This window comes from Natranaerobius thermophilus JW/NM-WN-LF (assembly GCF_000020005.1).
GTDB classification, from domain to species: Bacteria; Bacillota; Natranaerobiia; order Natranaerobiales; family Natranaerobiaceae; genus Natranaerobius; species Natranaerobius thermophilus.
This window is the reverse complement of record NC_010718.1, coordinates 315,001-331,462: the sequence shown is the minus strand read 5'-3', so window position 1 is coordinate 331,462 and position 16,462 is coordinate 315,001. Positions and strand designations below refer to the sequence as shown.

Sequence of the window (16,462 nt, the reverse complement as noted above, 5' to 3'; positions counted from 1 at the left end):
GTGTATATCATGAAAGATAAGTTTTCAGCACAAAGAGAAAAAATGGTCCAAAAGCAGTTAGCCAAAAGGGATATTGAAGATCCCAAAGTTTTGGATGCATTTAGGAAAGTTCCCCGGGAAGAATTTATAACAGAGTCTAAGCAGCATCAAGCATACGGGGACCATCCTTTACCAATAGGTCATGGTCAAACCATATCCCAACCTTATATTGTTGCCATGATGACACAAGCTTTAGAACCAAGTTCTCATGACATAGTCTTAGAAGTAGGTACAGGTTCTGGTTACCAAACGGCTATTTTAGCTGAGCTAACCAAAAAAGTATTTTCCCTTGAAAGAATTCCTGAGTTAAGTGAACAGGCTGGGCGTATTCTATCTAAACTAGGTTATCAAAATATTGTTTTAAAAATATCTGATGATGACAACGATCTAACAATTCATGAACAAAAAGAATTTGATAAAATAATCGTAACTGCAGCTGCCTCCCAAATTCCTCCTGAATTAACACAACAGTTAAAAGAAGGAGGAACCCTGGTGATACCAGTAGGAGAACTTATGTTTCAAGAACTACTAGTGGTCACTAAACATAATGGAGAATTAAGGAAGAAAAGTTTAGGGGGATGCAGGTTTGTTCCATTAAAGTAAAACCTCCAGTTTAGCTAATAAAGACCCCAATCCTGTAATATAGGGATGGGGTCTTTTATATGGAAAGCTAAGTTCAGTTGTAATTAGCATCTCCAGATAAATTCGTTAGCATCTCCAGATTAAAATTCGTTAAAATTTGCTTCAGCAAGGAAAGCAGATAGTAAGTTTACTGACGCATCTAAATCCTCTTTATGGATCATTTCATTGACTGTATGTACATACCTGCATGGTATAGATATTGTCCCCACAGGAATTCCAGATTTGCTTCTCTGGATTGAACCAGCATCGGTTCCTCCTTTAGGTAGTATTTCCATTTGATGATTAATATCTTTTTCATTGGCTAGGTCTTTTAATGTCTGAAGTACTTTTCTATTAGTTATGCTAGCAGAGTCCATAATTTTAATAGCTGCACCTTCACCTAATTTGGTAACCTGTTCTGATTCCTCGCTTCCTGGAGTATCTGCCGCTATAGTCACATCAAGGGCAATGCCTACATCAGGCTCGATGCCATAAGAAGATGTCATGGCTCCTCTAATACCCACTTCCTCCTGAGAGGTAGCTACAAGATAAATATCTGCATCATGGTCCTTAAGCTGTTTTGCAGCTTCTAACATGACATATACTCCCACTCTGTCATCAAGGGATTTACTACTATACATGTTCCCGATTTCTTCAAAATCTTGTTTTAGGGTGACAGGGTCACCGATTTCTACCAATTCCTTGACTTTTTCACCAGAAAGACCCAAATCAACAAAATAATCCTTTACTTGAAGTTGTTTTTTCTTCTCTTCAGGACTCAAGACATGAATTGGCTTAGTAGCTGGGGCTAAATTGCCAATCAAGTCTTCCTTTCCATGAACAATCACCCTTTGAGCCATTAAACTTCGGGGATCGAAGCCACCTACAGGCTGTAAGCGAATAAATCCATTCTTATCGATATGCTTTACTATAAAACCTATCTCATCCATGTGACCAGCAACCATTACCTTTTTGTTTCCATTACCTTTTTTAAGTCCTATTACACTTCCCAAGGGATCTACCCATACTTCATCGCAAATTTGGTTCATTTCTTCTTTGATTAATTCCGCAATAGGCTCCTCTCTTCCCGGTATTCCAGGTGTTTGAGTGAGTTTTTTCAATAGCTCCATAAATTCATTCCTCCTCTGAAATAAGTTATATTTCAAAAATTAATGACCTAAATATCCAGTAAATATCCTTATCAAGCTACCAAATATCAATAGCTATTTTTCACTTTTATCTAACAAGCATTAGCATAGCTTGCATAGCTTCATATATAGATAGCATATCATCATGCTGATAGATAACAGTTGTGTTTTCTAATTTTGTATTAGGTAATTGAGCAGCCTTTTCTGCCATGCCCCGATCTAAAAAGCTCATAGACAATTCTAGGGGTTTTTCTGCTGTTAAGATTGTATATTTCTTCTTGGACAGCTCTGACACTGCTTGTGTGGCGCGTTCCTCTATTAATTTACAGGCCTTGGTGGGAGTCATACACTTAGCAGCTGACCTAGATAAGGCAGATTTAACAGCAACTGTCTTTAATTGTTCCCCAATCAAATCTTTGGTATTGGTTGTTACCCTGTCGTCACCTGTAACTAAACCAACGGGGACTTGATAATAACCTGCAAGATAGCTATTCATCCCCGGTTCTCCTACCTCTAAACCATTCAATTTAATTTGTTTAACTGTCCCCCCGCTGTATGAATGGGAGAGTATACCAGGATCTCCTTTTTTAGAATGATAGCCAATTAAAAACACTAGATCAAATTCTTCCGTTAAACCAGCCATCATTCCTTGAGGCTTAGGAGTACCTGTAATTAGCTCGGCCTCAGTTTCTAAATTTTCAATCATCAAATTAGTCATGGGGCCATGGGCATCGTTTACTACTACATGTTCAGCTCCTCCTTGATATGCACCTTTGATAGCGGCATTAACTTCTCGAGTCATTAAATCGCGAGCCCTTTGATATTCTGAACCCTCGGGATTTACATGTTCTCTACCTACTACTCCTGTTATCCCTTCCAAGTCCGCAGATATATACACTTTCATAGTATTTCCCTCCAATTTTCGTTTTAACTATTTATATTAAATTATATTACACAAAATTAAGGGTAAAAGCTGGTCGAACTTGTCCTACTATATCCTTTTTAGCATTTTTTATTTCCTGGTAATGAAACTTTTTAAGCTGTTCCAGTTCATTATCGGTAATCAAATCTAATTGGCAAAGAACCTCCACGGTAATGGGAGCAATAACCTGATTAGAGCCGTCATCAACTTTAATGGTAACCCCTAAACCTTTGTCGGGAACGGCAAAACTGAATACTCCCTGAGCACCACCCTTAGCTACAACTTTACCGTCCATTACTTCCATTAATTTTGAATTGAACCTTTCTGTACCGGCTACCATTTTAGGATTAGTATTCATAGCCTGTGCCACTACTCTATAACTTTCTTGTAGTTCTTGTTCCATTTCTTGAGAACCAAATAATGCATAAGAGTATGCCATGTTATGTATTGGTAATCCAAATACTGGGACACCACAACCATCTTGGGCCAACTTGATGTCAGCTTCCGGAGTTTCTGTCACTTTAGAAATAATAGATATCATTTCTTGTTGCACAGGATGTTCTGTTTGCCAATAATTATCGTAAGAAGTCTCCATCAATTTAGCTAAAGCCAGCATACCAGCATGTTTTCCGGAACAATTGTTATATATTTCTGTTTCTTCCTGATCGTTTCTTATGAGACGTTTTCGTACTTCCAAATCAACTGGAGGATGTGTACCACACTGGAGATATTCTTCAGTTAAACCGATTTTATTCAAAATACTTTGTACTGCCTCAGTATGAATATCCTCTGCGGCATGAGATGCACACATAACGGCTAGTTCCTTATTAGTAAATCCAAATTGCTCCACGCCTCCTCTTTGTATTAAAGGGATGACTTGTAAAGGTTTGGCCGCACTTCTCCAGTAAGTAACTTTATCGGCATCTCCCAATTTAGCAAATAATGTACCCTTTTTATCTACTACAGCAATGGTTGCTCTATGTAAGCTTTCCACTAAATCTCCTCTAGTTTTTTCAACAGCTACTTTACTCAAGAATCTCCCCTCCCAATAAATCAAATTATAAATTAGTTATTTTTACATTCCTCTTCATAGGCAAATACAGCCGGCATGCCACCGGTATGCCAGAAGATTATTGGATGCTCTGGATCAAAGGAGGATCCTGGTCCTGATAATGTATTAGTTTCTTTTAAATGAAGTAAACCCTTCATTGCCTTACCGGTATACACAGGATCTAAGATGACTCCTTCTGCTTTAGCTGCAAATTTGATTGCGTCAATTGTATCTTCATCGGGGATCCCATAACCAGGCCCTACAAACTCATCAAAAATTTTCGGAATATTTTCTCGAGATACATTAAGCGAATATTTATCTACCACTTCATCAACAAATTCTGAAATAAGATTGTTCATGGTATCTTTAGATCTACTGACACTAATTCCTACAAAATTTAGGTTTAAATCCCATAGATTATTTGCCAGTACTAAGCCAGCCAGGGTACCACCTGATCCTACTGGTAAAACCACCGTTGCTTCACCTATATTCCTATTATCAAGTTGTTCTCTTAATTCTAGAGCTGCTCTTACATATCCCATTACACCAATTACATTAGAGCCACCTAGAGGAATAGTATAGGCTTTATTACCTTGATTTTGTAATTCGTCTCGTAACTGACTAATTTTCTGATCTATTTCTTTTTCGTCCTGAACCAGATGGAAATTTGCATCCATTAATTGATTTAGTAATACATTACCATTGGATTTCTTGCCCTGATCCTTTAAAACTAATTCGGGTTGTAAATTATATTTCCTAGCAATGGCAGTTGTCAGGCGAGCGTGGTTGGATTGAAGTCCTCCTGTTGTAATCACTGTATCAACTTCTTTTTCTAAAGCATCATAGATCAAGTATTCAAGCTTTCTTACTTTGTTTCCTCCTAAACAAATCCCAGTAGTATCATCTTCTTTAATTAATAGTTGCTGATTTAGCTTGTCCGACATATTCTTGCTTTCACGTAAGGGCGTAGGTTCTGATACTAATGATACTCTCTTTGTTAACGCTTTCTTAAACTCCTCCATAAAAAACCTCCTCTACCACTTTAAAATATAAAAAACGCAGTGATTACACTACGTTTTAGAATTCTATTAATCCAAGACTGATCTTAATTGCTTCACTTATTTTATTCATTAATTCTTTATCAATATGGGTGATTTTTTCTTTTAACCGCTGTTTATCGATTGTGCGAAGTTGTTCAGTCAATACAACTGAATTTTTATCTAAATTATAATCTTCAGCGGTTATTTCTACATGGGTCGGAAGTTTAGCTTTTTGAATTTGAGAAGTGATTGCTACTACGATTACAGTGGGGCTGTACTTGTTACCGATATCATTTTGTACTACTAAAACTGGTCTGACTCCACCCTGTTCTGAACCGATCACAGGGCTTAGGTCTGCATAATATATATCTCCACGTTTTATATTCACTTTTCTCACACTCCACTAACTATATCTTCTGCTAATTGATTAGCTTCATTCTCAGCCTCCAGTGCTTCATTAGCTATCTCCAAATTGATTGAGGCCATCTCTTGATAACCCTTTTGCATCCTCTCACGAATTTCTCTTTTTCTCCTCTCCTCTATATACAAGCGCATAGCTTTTCTGACAAATTCACTTCGACTGCATTGTTCATTAGAAACAATACCGTCGATCTCTTCTAGTAGATTTTCTGGTAAACTTATCATAATTCTTTCCGTTTTTGACAACTCAACCCACCTCCTGGAACTACAACTCTCCTGTCTAGCGTAAAAATACAAAACAAGGACAAGGAATATTATAACTAGCTCATTATCATTATGCAACAAAATATAGCGCCTTATACAGACTAGCATTCACATTTTGTTACAAACTAATACATTTTGCTATTTAAAGATTTCTTTTTGATTAATTTGCCATTTTTTAGATATAAACGTGGCACTCGTTTGTCCACCATAGTAACTATTTCATAGTTGATAGTTCCTAGTTTATCAGCTATATCCTCAACTGTAATTTGAGTACCATCTTGTTCACCAATAATAACTACTTCATCTCCGATTCCAATCTCCGGTACATCGTCACCTAGGAACATGCATTGGTCCATACATATGGCTCCTACAATGGGCACTCTTTTACCATTAACTATGACTTCACCTATATTAGATAGTAATCGTGTAAAGCCATCTGCATAACCAACTGGTAATGTGCCAATAATACTTTCATCTTCAGTAATAAACTTCCTACCATAACTTATAGAAGTTCCCTTGGGAACTTGTTTCACATGGGATACTTGAGTTTTAAGACTCATTACTGGTTTTAGTGAAATTTTTTCCTTCATGTGCGGAGAAGGATATAAACCGAATAAGGCTAGTCCAACCCTAACCATATCAAAATATGCATCTGGCAAGTCAATAGTAGCAGGACTGTTAGCAGCATGTTTTAGAGGAATTTCAATACCTTCATCTTCTAACATCTTTAAGGCTTTTTCAAAGCTATTGATTTGCTGTTGTGTATAAGTCTTATCTTCCTCATCTGCTACTGAAAAATGCGTGAAAACACCTTCCACTTCTAAGGATGGCAATTTGCTAATATTTTTGACAAACTCAGCACTATTTTCTGGAGCTATTCCTATCCGACCCATGCCTGTATCAATTTTTACGTGAACAAAGGCAGTTTTCCCCATTTTTCTAGCGGTTTGAGAAAGGGCTTCTGCCATTTCATAGGTATAAATTGTGGGAGTGATACCATATTTCAAACATACATCAACATGCTCTACAGGTGTATAGCCAAGAATTAAAATAGGAGCAGCGATTCCTGCTTTCCTTAGTTCCACAGCTTCGTCTAAAATAGCTACACCTAAATAATCTACACCTTGATTCAATAGTTCTTCGGCAATTTCAACAGCTCCATGACCATAACCATCAGCTTTAATGATACCCATGATTTTTTTATTGTTCACATGCTCTCTTATCCGATTAAAGTTATAAGAAAGATTGTCCAAGTTAATTTCAGAAAAAGTCGGTCTTACAGGAATAGATTCAGACATATTGTCACCTCACACCTCATTATGCACAATTATAAAGGTAGTCCTGTAAATAATCAAATTAATTACACCTAAATAATATATTCAATGTAAAAGAAAATTATCCTCCCTTAAATATATTTTTTAAAGATTCTACTAAATCAGAAAAAATAGTGGACCTCCAAAAAGGCCCACCTACTTACTTACAAAACTCTTTGCCAGTGATAACATTTTTTCTTCGTCCTCAGCTCCTATAATTGTAAATTTTATATCTCCATATCGCCAATAAATAATATTCTTGTCTTCTACTGTTTCTAACCAAAAATCTACATTCTCTTTTGATTTGTGTTCATAATCACCTTCATCGGATAAAATACTTGGATCCTCCTTATCTTTATTTTCTAGGAGGGTCTGGGTAACAATATACTCTTCCTCTATTTTTTCCTCTATTTCTTCAGCAATTATTCTCATAGAAAGCCAGTCAGAATGTTCACAGGCGTATATTGATTTAATAAACTCATCATCTAACTCTGGTACTTTGGGATCAAAGTTAAGTGCTAGTTCATCCAAATTTTCCTTTTTATACTCATGTAATTCACATTTAGGCTCTAAAGGTTCTTCAAAGGCCATTTCTAATAACTTTTCATCAAAGTCAGTATGGCTTATGTGAGATTGATTCCACTTAACTTCTTGATAAACAAGTTCTAGATAAGGTGAAGATTTATCTTCTCGATATAATTGGATTTTTTCGGGATATAACCCTTTATCCAGGTATAATCTATAAGTTCCAAGACCCGATTCCTTAAAGACACCTTCAAGTTTGTAACCTTCTTTAAGACTGGCAACCTCAGGGGTCAATTCACCTGCAGCCATTAATTCCAAAAAATTAATAAATAAAAAGGATAACTTATTTGATAAATCCCCTTCCGAAATATGGTAGTGTTCCTCTAAATCCCGGTGGAAAATATCTATTTCTCCATTCTTGGCAATAAAGGTTTGGTGACTTCCTGTAGCTTGATTTTTTTCAGTTATATCAACTCTTAATTTATTAGGATGGAGATATCTTTCCTCAACTGCGTAGTCACGTAAATTTTCTGCCCCTTCCTCTCCTACCGTTAAATGTCCGCTTAGGTAATAATCATCAAGATCAGCCAAAGTTTCTTGAGACCAAGTTTGTAGCTCCTCTGTGGTTAATTTTTGACAAGAAGTAGTAACTACCATAAGAGTTACAGGGATTATAATAAGTATAAATATTCCCTTCACTCTAGGAATTTGTTCCACCTCCGATCTATAGCAAAGCTTTCAGCAAGTCAGCCCTGCTGACTATTCCCAACAACTTTCCTTCTCCCACTACGGGCAAACGTTTTACATTTTTTTGATCCATAGTAGTAGCAATTTCCTCAATGCCAGCTTCAGGGCCAACAGTAACAACTTGGTCAGACATTAAATCCTTTACTTGAGTAGCTACATATTTTCTAAGTTGTTCAAAAAATTCATCCTGACTTTCAGTAAAGACTATGCCACCTAAAAATTCAATATATCCTGGAGGAGAAATCCGTTTGTGTTTTCCAAGTAAATCCCCTTCAGTTATTATTCCAACAAGGTCATTTTGTGAATTAATAACTGGAATTCCGCTAATCTCCCTATCTGCCATAAGTTTAGCAGCTTCCTCAACAGTACTTTCAGGGGAAACTGTCACTATATCCGTTGACATTATGTCTTTTGCACGCATGTTATTAACCCCTTTCTTGTAATCTTTTGGCGTTCTTAAACTGATATTTTTAAAATAATCTCTGATTAACTTTTATCGTTAAGATATTGAAATGCATCTGGTAATGAATTCCACAGATCAGTTGCTGTCATACTTGCTTCTCCACTTTGGGATCTAGCTTTTTCACCAGCAATTTTATGGAGATATACACCAAGAATGGCACCTTCTTCAACAGTCAAACCTTGACCAATTAAAGAAGTAATGATACCTGTTAATACGTCACCACTACCTCCCGTTGCCATCCCGGAATTACTGGTGGATACAATATAAGAACTACCATGGGGAGAAGCAATTATAGTCGGTGTCCCTTTAAGTACGATAACAGAATTCCATTCCTGAGCACTTTGTGTCACCAGATTTATTGGATTAGATTTAATTTCATCTATTGATTTATCTATTAACCGACTATATTCTCCAATGTGTGGTGTTAGAACTTTAGGTGTAGCAGAACTACTAAGCCAATTAGTATTCCCCACTAAAACATTTAAGCCATCTGCATCCAATACAAGGGAAGTGTTAAAATCTAACAGAGCTTTTTTTACAACTTCTTCAGTTCCTTTTTCCGTCCCCAGGCCTGGACCCACAGCCATAACATCTGGACCGTGTTCTAAACCAGTGACAGTTTTTTCTAATTTTTCGTGGACTTGTTGTGCTAAGACACCGTCCTTTGATGGTAAACACCAAGTCATAACTTCTGAACCTACTTTTGATTGAGCCGTTCTTTCTTCTGATTCAGGTACAGCCCATGTAACGAGTCCAGATCCACTTTTTACAGCGGCCATTGATACTAATACCCCAGCACCCAACATATGGCTAGAACCTGCTATAATAGTCACTCTACCATAATGACCTTTATGGGTATCAGGCAAGCGCTGTGGAAGTAGGTTAGCCGCACTACCTTCGGTGACTAGATAATTTTGTGATTCGTTTTTCGTTACAATCCAATTGGGAATCCCTATAGGCACAGTCAGTAATTCTCCAGTAAAATGGGCTCCTGGATAAAATAATAAACCTGTTTTTGGTTGAGCGAAGGTTACTGTTATATCTGCCATGACGGCATTACCATCAACTTCTCCTCCTGAGCCAGAAACCCCTGAAGGAATATCTACACTGATAGTTAGACAATCTTTTCTTCTACTTTGGTTGGCAATTTGAATACAGGTATTAAATGGTTCTTTAGGTGCACCTGCTAAACCTGTACCGAGTAATGCATCAAGGATAATATCTGATTCAATAATTAGATTGTTCAGAGAAGTTAAATTATCCGTACTTCTTTGGTCTATTGTATGTATTTTAATGTCATCTCTATGCTTGATAATTTCCCAATTTGTCAGGGCATCTCCTGAAAGTTTATCGGCCTTACCGATTAAAACCAAGCTAACATTAATTTCTTTCATGGCCAGCTGTCGAGCTACTGCAAATCCATCCCCACCGTTATTTCCAATCCCGGCTAAAACAGTGACCTGAGTTTGATTATAGTCGGCCTTCATGTTGTTTAAGAAATTTAGGACTACATTAGTAACGGCAGTAGCGGCATTTTCCATCAGAACTATCCCGGGAATTCTACCCTCATCTATGGCCATTTTATCAATTTGAGCCATTTCCTCTGGAGATACAACCTTTAGCATGAAAAACCTCCTAACATTAAGTTTAGATCACTTATTTAAAGAGTATAAATATACAGTTAACTACGGTAAGAATGGCTTAATTAATACTTCTCCAAAAAACAGATAGTCCCTGCTTTTTAGGCAGGGACTCCTTGTATTTAGTGGAAAATATGGAAATTAATTTATCATATACTATCTCATTTTATATTGACTCAGATTAATTTATGGATTTTACTGGGTTTCATTGGATTCGTCTTCATGTTCTTGTTCTTCGTCATCTTCTTCTCCCAAATAATTTTTAATGGCCTTAGTTAGAGCATCAGCAGCCAAATTAGAACAGTGGAGCTTATTTTTTGGTAAACCATCTAATTCATCAGCTACATCCTTATTCTTAATATCTCTAGCTTCATTAATATGCTTTCCTTTTGCCATTTCAGTTACTATGCTGCTTGTAGCAATAGCTGCTCCGCATCCAAAAGTTTTAAATTTAATATCTTCTATTTCTTCATTGTTATTAACTTTAATGCTAATCCTCATAATATCTCCACAAGTTACATTTCCTACTTCACCAACCCCATCAGGGCTTTCTACCTCTCCCACATTCCTCGGATTTTGAAAATGGTCCATCACTTTCTCATTATACATCTATCATCCCTCCATTAATTACTGTAATTAGCTTCTTTACCCTTCCAAATGGAAGACATATCCCTTAATCTGTTGACTATTTCAGGAACAGCTTCGATGACATAATCAATTTCCTCTTCGGTATTATCTCTACCTAATGTCAATCTAAGAGAACCATGAGCAGTTTGATGACTTAAACCCATTGCCATTAACACATGGGACGGATCAAGAGAACCAGAAGTACAAGCAGATCCACTAGAAGCTGCAATCCCCTTCATATCAAGGTTTAATAACAGGGATTCACCTTCTATATATTCAAAACTCATATTGACATTATTGGGAAGTCTGCGTTCAGGGTGTCCATTCAAGCGACTATCTTCTACTTTAGAAAGACCTTCAATTAATTTGTCTCGTAATTTTTGAATGTGTTTTCCTTTAGTATCTAATTCTTCAGTGGCTAATTCTATTGCTTTACCTAAACCTACAATTCCTGGAACATTTTCCGTTCCTGGCCTGATTTTTCGTTCTTGAGCCCCTCCGTGTACTACTCTCTGTAATTTAGTGCCTTTTTTGATATATAAAGCGCCAATTCCCTTGGGTCCGTAAAATTTATGGGCTGAAAGAGTTAACATATCTATCCCCAAGTCTTGAACATCGATTGGGATATTCCCTACTGTCTGAACTGCATCTGTATGGAAATAAACATCATTATCTTTAGCTATTTCAGCCAGTTCTTTGATTGGCTGAATAGTTCCAACCTCGTTATTACCATGCATGATAGTAATTAAAACAGTGTCTTCATTGATGGCTTCTTGTAAGTCCTTGGGATTAACCAGACCATATTTATCAACTGGTAAGTAGGTGACTTTATATCCCTTTTCCTCCATTGCTTCACAAGTATCTAAGACAGCATGATGCTCAATCTGAGTAGTAATTATATGATTTCCTTTATCTCCTATTTTTTCAATAACACCTTGAATAGCTAAATTATCCGATTCTGTGCCACCAGAAGTAAAAATAATCTCCTCTGGTTGAGCATTAATGGCATTGGCCACTTGTTCTCTAGCCTCGTCAACTGCCTTTCTCACTTCTCTTCCAAAGCTGTGGATACTGGAAGGATTTCCGAAATTATCCTGTAAATATGGTTTCATTGTTTCAAATACTTCTTCACGCATAGGAGTTGTAGCTCCATGATCAAGATAAATTTTATTCATTATGTTCCCCCCTTAATTTTTCGATATCATTATCTGTAACGGCTAGATCTTGCAAGGTGAATTCATCTAATACTTCAGATATTCTATCTCTCAATTCCAACCATACTCCTCTGGGAGCACATGTTGATGACCTATCACATTCAGTATTTTCGCTATTTGTTGACTTGGCCACACAACTAACTGGTGCAATGGGGCCTTCTACAGCCCTGATAACATCTCCGACTGTAATTTCTTTTGGGTGACTTGCAAGAGTATAACCACCTTTTGCACCTCGAACACTTAAAACCAAGGAATTTCTTCTGAGATCTAAAAAAATTTGTTCCAAATATTGGTAGGATATATCCTCTATTTTGCTTATTTCTCTCAGGGAAATAGGGCCTTCATTGTAATTACATGCTAAATGGACTAAAGCCCTTACTCCATATTCTCCTTTAGTAGACAGTTTCACATTCACACACACCTTTCTTCTCGGCTGAACTTAGTTTTCCACATTTTTTTATAATAATCCAACATTTTGTGTAAAATGTCTAGCTTAATACTAGGGTTTTAGTTTAAAAAATAATCCCGACCTCTTTAGTTAGGATTTGTTTCCATTTTATAGTTTTGTTTAATAATTGTCAAGTTTAACTTAATCACTCCATAAAATGGCATTGGCAACTGCTGAAGTTTTAGAATGTGAAATAGATAAATAAACTTTTGTTACTCCCAATTCCTCGGCTTTATTTAAAGCCTCGCCGTGTAAATTTACAACTGGATATCCTTCATCAGCAGTTAAAATTTCGATATCTTTCCATCTAACTTGGCCTATTCCCGTTCCAAAAGCTTTAGCAACTGCCTCTTTGGCAGCAAAACGACCTGATATGTATTCATTTGGATTATGTAAAGTCATAAGCTTTTTTTGCTCCCTATCAGAAAAAAGTTTATTTACAAATTTCCAGGGAAATTTATTATATACTTTTTTGATCCTAGCAATCTCTATGATATCTACACCTAATCCTATTATCACACGCTTACCTCCCCAAATATCATTAAACAATACTAATTAATAAATTCCAACTTGTAAATAACTTGTTAATTCCTCCAGGACATTAAAGCCAACTATACTTGTACCTTTATTATTTAAGGCTGGACCGTATAGACCTATACCCATATAACCGGGAACTACTCCAATAATTCCACCTCCAACACCACTTTTAGCAGGGATACCAACCCTAACAGCAAATTCACCAGATTCATCATAGAAACCACTCATGGCCATAATTGCGCGGACAATTTTACATACCTTGGCAGGTATCAGCTGTTTTCCTTCTATATCTTTTCCGTCATTAGCGAAAATATAAGCTATTCTACTTAAATCTTCGGCAGTTACTAAAATAGAACAATGTCGGAAGTAAGTTTCTAAAATCTCTTCTACATTCCCATTAATAACATTGGCATCCTTCAAATAATAGGCAAGGGACCTGTTCATATTTCCTGTTTCTCTTTCAGATAAAAAAGCATTTTCATCGACTTGAATGTTTTTATTATCAGCAAGTGCCCTGGTAAAGTCAAGAATTCGTTCAAATTGTTCGCCTGCTGTTCTACCTTTTATCAATGATGTTACAACAATTGCACCCGCATTGATCATTGGATTTGGTGGATAAGCAGAACTCATTTCTAATGGTAATATGGAGTTAAATTTATCTTCAGTAGGCTCCATCCCTACCCTACTAAAAACTAATTCTTCTCCATTATCCATAATTGCCATAGCTAAAGTTATTATTTTCGAAATACTTTGAACAGTGAATGGTATTTGAAAAGACCCATAGTAATGTGAATTTCCATCGAGTTCAGTTATATGTATTCCAAAGTCTTGCTTATTTGCATTCATTAATGCAGGAATATAAGTTGGTAATCTACCATCATGGGCCAAGGGACGATTATTTTCTACAAATGCCCTTAATATCTCCTGATTAACATTATTAATCATATAATCCCCCATTCTATCTTAATTTTAAGTAGTCGAATTATAGTTCTTGATCAGCTATTCATCCTTAAAAAAGATCAGCAAATTACGTCCTGTTATTGCAGCTAATTGCACACTATTATATAAAAAAAAAGACCTTTATAGGTCTTAGTATAGCAAAAATCGATTATTTTATTAAGGGTTAATTGTTAATAAATATGGCTCCCCAGGCAGGATTTGAACCTGCGACCTACCGGTTAACAGCCGGTCGCTCTACCGCTGAGCTACTGAGGAGCGTTTATTAAAGCCCGGCGAAGACCTACTCTCCCAGGAGCTCACGCTCCCAGTACCATAGGCGCTGGAGGACTTAACTACTGTGTTCGGCATGGGAACAGGTGTGGCCCCTCCGCAATTTTCACCGGGCTTACTTTAGACTTTAATCAAATTTAAAATTTTAATCTCAAGCTTAAGTAAATATTCCAGTTGTAAACCTAGAACTATTTATTTAAACTTAAGTTTGTTCTTTGAAGACTGCACATTGAGAATAGAGGGTCAAGGCCTCGACCTATTAGTACCGGTCAGCTAAAGGGATTGCTCCCCTTACACCCCCGGCCTATCGACCAGATCATCTATCTGGGGTCTTACCCTGGACGAGCGCCAGGCTGGAGACCTCATCTTGTGGAGGGCTTCGCGCTTAGATGCCTTCAGCGCTTATCCCGTCCGGACGTGGCTACCCAGCGGTGCCCTTGGCAGGACAACTGGTACACCAGGGGTCCGTCCGTCCCGGTCCTCTCGTACTAGGGACGGCTCCACTCAAGTCTCCTACGCCCGCGACAGATAGGGACCGAACTGTCTCACGACGTTCTGAACCCAGCTCACGTACCGCTTTAATGGGCGAACAGCCCAACCCTTGGGACCTACTTCAGCCCCAGGATGCGATGAGCCGACATCGAGGTGCCAAACCTCCCCGTCGATGTGGACTCTTGGGGGAGATAAGCCTGTTATCCCCGGGGTAGCTTTTATCCGTTGAGCGACGGCCCTTCCACACGGAACCGCCGGATCACTAAGCCCTACTTTCGTACCTGCTCGAGATGTCTCTCTCGCAGTCAAGCTCCCTTGTGCCTTTGCACTCTGCGCGCGATTTCCAACCGCGCTGAGGGAACCTTTGGGCGCCTCCGTTACTCTTTGGGAGGCGACCGCCCCAGTCAAACTGCCCACCTGACACTGTCCCGGAACCGGATTACGGTTCGCGGTTAGAATTTCAGTACTGGAAGGGTGGTATCCCACGGATGGCTCCACCGAGGCTTGCGCCCCGGCTTCTACGCCTCCCACCTATCCTGTACATCCAATACCAAAACCCAATGTCAGGCTGCAGTAAAGCTCCACGGGGTCTTTCCGTCTAGTCGCGGGTAACCTGCATCTTCACAGGTATTTCAATTTCACCGGGTCCCTTGTTGAGACAGCGCCCGAGTCGTTGCGTCTTTCGTGCGGGTCGGAACTTACCCGACAAGGAATTTCGCTACCTTAGGACCGTTATAGTTACGGCCGCCGTTTACTGGGGCTTAGGTTTGAAGCTTCGCCTTACGGCTAACTCCTCCCCTTAACCTTCCAGCACCGGGCAGACGTCAGCCCCTATACTTCGTCTTACGACTTAGCAGAGACCTGTGTTTTTGGTAAACAGTCGCTCGGGCCTCTTCACTGCGACCCCCTCGGGCTCATGTATAAACAATCACCCTAGCGGGGCACCCCTTCTCCCGAAGTTACGGGGCCTTTTTGCCGAGTTCCTTAACAAGGGTTCTCCCGGTCGCCTTGGGTTTCTCACCCTGCCCACCTGTGTCGGTTTACGGTACGGGCACCCAAGAACCTCGCTAGAGGCTTTTCCCGGCAGTGGGGGATCGGTGAGTTCGCTACTTCTAGTTTCACTCCCCATCGCGCCTCAGATCGTTACAGGGACGGATTTGCCTATCCCTGCTACCTCGGTCGCTTGGACGCGGATAACCAACACCGCGCTCAACCTACCCTACTGCGTCACCCCATCACTCAAACGGTTCTTAGGTGGTACTGGAATTTCCACCAGTTTCCCATCGCCTACGCCTTTCGGCCTCGGCTTAGGTCCCGACTTACCCTGAGCGGACAAGCCTTCCTCAGGAAACCTTGGGCTTTCGGCGGACAGGTTTCTCACCTGTCTCTCGTTACTCATGCCGGCATTCTCACTTCCCTACAGTCCACCGCACCTTCCGATGCGACTTCTACCCGTAGGGAACGCTCCCCTACCCTCGCGTGGCACTTAACCTAAGCCTCTAAATTTGGCTTTAGCTGGTTTGATTTGGTGGTTTTTTGCTTCGCTTACAACTATCAAAATCGCTCGCAAAACATCCACGAAATTTCTAGTGCTTTGCTTAACCTAAAAGATTAGGTTAAGTGCCACGCAAGCCATAGCTTCGGTGACAGGCTTGAGCCCCGGAAATTTTCGGCGCAGGATCGCTTGACCAGTGAGCTGTTACGCACTCTTTAAATGATGG

Annotated in this window: 16 protein-coding genes, 1 tRNA gene and 2 rRNA genes (1 of these 19 cut by a window edge); 1 reads left to right on the top strand and 18 read right to left on the bottom strand. The window is 39.0% G+C overall.

Annotated elements, in window-relative coordinates; genetic code table 11:
• Positions 1-9: 9 nt before the first annotated feature.
• Complete coding sequence (locus tag NTHER_RS01725; protein ID WP_012446800.1) at positions 10-642, top strand: protein-L-isoaspartate(D-aspartate) O-methyltransferase; 633 nt, start codon at positions 10-12, stop codon at positions 640-642.
• A 119-nt stretch (positions 643-761) separates the two neighbouring features.
• Here the strand turns inward: NTHER_RS01725 and NTHER_RS01720 are convergent, their stop codons facing one another.
• The 18 genes from NTHER_RS01720 to NTHER_RS01635 form a co-directional block, all read right to left on the bottom strand.
• Positions 762-1,790, bottom strand: coding sequence for a M42 family metallopeptidase (locus NTHER_RS01720; RefSeq protein WP_012446799.1), 1,029 nt, complete (start codon positions 1,788-1,790; stop codon positions 762-764).
• 106 nt (positions 1,791-1,896) lie between these two features.
• Positions 1,897-2,712, bottom strand: coding sequence for a M55 family metallopeptidase (locus NTHER_RS01715; RefSeq protein ID WP_012446798.1), 816 nt, complete (start codon positions 2,710-2,712; stop codon positions 1,897-1,899).
• 46 nt (positions 2,713-2,758) lie between these two features.
• On the bottom strand, positions 2,759-3,763 hold the full coding sequence (locus tag NTHER_RS01710; protein ID WP_012446797.1) for an asparaginase: 1,005 nt from the start codon (positions 3,761-3,763) through the stop codon (positions 2,759-2,761).
• A gap of 32 nt (positions 3,764-3,795) precedes the next feature.
• Complete coding sequence (locus NTHER_RS01705; protein WP_012446796.1) at positions 3,796-4,803, bottom strand: 1-aminocyclopropane-1-carboxylate deaminase/D-cysteine desulfhydrase; 1,008 nt, start codon at positions 4,801-4,803, stop codon at positions 3,796-3,798.
• 55 nt (positions 4,804-4,858) lie between these two features.
• Entirely contained in the window at positions 4,859-5,209 is a 351-nt protein-coding gene (locus tag NTHER_RS01700) for a type II toxin-antitoxin system PemK/MazF family toxin (protein ID WP_012446795.1), read from the bottom strand.
• 5 nt (positions 5,210-5,214) lie between these two features.
• Positions 5,215-5,466 (bottom strand): CopG family ribbon-helix-helix protein, encoded by a 252-nt coding sequence (locus tag NTHER_RS01695; RefSeq protein ID WP_041367295.1) that lies wholly within the window; start codon positions 5,464-5,466, stop codon positions 5,215-5,217.
• Between the two features lie 164 nt (positions 5,467-5,630).
• Complete coding sequence (gene alr, locus NTHER_RS01690; protein WP_012446793.1) at positions 5,631-6,803, bottom strand: alanine racemase; 1,173 nt, start codon at positions 6,801-6,803, stop codon at positions 5,631-5,633.
• A 171-nt stretch (positions 6,804-6,974) separates the two neighbouring features.
• Positions 6,975-8,000, bottom strand: a complete 1,026-nt coding sequence (locus NTHER_RS01685; RefSeq protein WP_158438188.1) for a hypothetical protein — start codon at positions 7,998-8,000, stop codon at positions 6,975-6,977.
• Positions 8,001-8,067: 67 nt separating this feature from the next.
• On the bottom strand, positions 8,068-8,511 hold the full coding sequence (locus NTHER_RS01680) for a CBS domain-containing protein (RefSeq protein WP_012446791.1): 444 nt from the start codon (positions 8,509-8,511) through the stop codon (positions 8,068-8,070).
• Between the two features lie 65 nt (positions 8,512-8,576).
• Positions 8,577-10,178, bottom strand: coding sequence for a bifunctional ADP-dependent NAD(P)H-hydrate dehydratase/NAD(P)H-hydrate epimerase (locus tag NTHER_RS01675; RefSeq protein ID WP_012446790.1), 1,602 nt, complete (start codon positions 10,176-10,178; stop codon positions 8,577-8,579).
• 210 nt (positions 10,179-10,388) lie between these two features.
• A complete protein-coding gene (gene nifU / locus NTHER_RS01670) occupies positions 10,389-10,802 on the bottom strand; it encodes a Fe-S cluster assembly scaffold protein NifU (RefSeq protein ID WP_012446789.1) in 414 nt (137 codons plus the stop codon).
• 14 nt (positions 10,803-10,816) lie between these two features.
• A complete protein-coding gene (gene nifS, locus NTHER_RS01665; RefSeq protein ID WP_012446788.1) occupies positions 10,817-11,995 on the bottom strand; it encodes a cysteine desulfurase NifS in 1,179 nt (392 codons plus the stop codon).
• Entirely contained in the window at positions 11,988-12,443 is a 456-nt protein-coding gene (locus NTHER_RS01660) for an RrF2 family transcriptional regulator (RefSeq protein ID WP_041366811.1), read from the bottom strand. The genes nifS and NTHER_RS01660 overlap by 8 nt, the downstream gene beginning before the upstream one ends.
• 180 nt (positions 12,444-12,623) lie before the next feature.
• Complete coding sequence (gene acpS, locus NTHER_RS01655) at positions 12,624-13,001, bottom strand: holo-ACP synthase (protein WP_012446786.1); 378 nt, start codon at positions 12,999-13,001, stop codon at positions 12,624-12,626.
• Between the two features lie 36 nt (positions 13,002-13,037).
• Positions 13,038-13,964: a glutaminase A gene (gene glsA, locus NTHER_RS01650; RefSeq protein WP_012446785.1), complete on the bottom strand. Its 927-nt coding sequence runs from the start codon at positions 13,962-13,964 to the stop codon at positions 13,038-13,040.
• A 195-nt stretch (positions 13,965-14,159) separates the two neighbouring features.
• Positions 14,160-14,234: transfer RNA gene (locus NTHER_RS01645), tRNA-Asn, on the bottom strand.
• Positions 14,235-14,246: 12 nt separating this feature from the next.
• Positions 14,247-14,363, bottom strand: a 5S ribosomal RNA gene (gene rrf / locus NTHER_RS01640).
• A 125-nt stretch (positions 14,364-14,488) separates the two neighbouring features.
• Positions 14,489-16,462: ribosomal RNA gene (locus NTHER_RS01635) — 23S ribosomal RNA — on the bottom strand; it runs 1,157 nt beyond the window's last position.

Bases quoted from the DNA above. Each gene is read 5' to 3' on its own strand.
- NTHER_RS01725 (WP_012446800.1), top strand. From the start codon at position 10: ATGAAAGATAAGTTTTCAGCACAAAGAGAAAAAATGGTCCAAAAGCAG.
- NTHER_RS01720 (WP_012446799.1), bottom strand. From the start codon at position 1,790: ATGGAGCTATTGAAAAAACTCACTCAAACACCTGGAATACCGGGAAGA.
- NTHER_RS01715 (WP_012446798.1), bottom strand. From the start codon at position 2,712: ATGAAAGTGTATATATCTGCGGACTTGGAAGGGATAACAGGAGTAGTA.
- NTHER_RS01705 (WP_012446796.1), bottom strand. From the start codon at position 4,803: ATGGAGGAGTTTAAGAAAGCGTTAACAAAGAGAGTATCATTAGTATCA.
- NTHER_RS01695 (WP_041367295.1), bottom strand. From the start codon at position 5,466: ATGATAAGTTTACCAGAAAATCTACTAGAAGAGATCGACGGTATTGTT.
- alr (WP_012446793.1), bottom strand. From the start codon at position 6,803: ATGTCTGAATCTATTCCTGTAAGACCGACTTTTTCTGAAATTAACTTG.
- NTHER_RS01685 (WP_158438188.1), bottom strand. From the start codon at position 8,000: ATGGTAGTTACTACTTCTTGTCAAAAATTAACCACAGAGGAGCTACAA.
- NTHER_RS01680 (WP_012446791.1), bottom strand. From the start codon at position 8,511: ATGCGTGCAAAAGACATAATGTCAACGGATATAGTGACAGTTTCCCCT.
- NTHER_RS01675 (WP_012446790.1), bottom strand. From the start codon at position 10,178: ATGCTAAAGGTTGTATCTCCAGAGGAAATGGCTCAAATTGATAAAATG.
- nifU (WP_012446789.1), bottom strand. From the start codon at position 10,802: ATGTATAATGAGAAAGTGATGGACCATTTTCAAAATCCGAGGAATGTG.
- nifS (WP_012446788.1), bottom strand. From the start codon at position 11,995: ATGAATAAAATTTATCTTGATCATGGAGCTACAACTCCTATGCGTGAA.
- glsA (WP_012446785.1), bottom strand. From the start codon at position 13,964: ATGATTAATAATGTTAATCAGGAGATATTAAGGGCATTTGTAGAAAAT.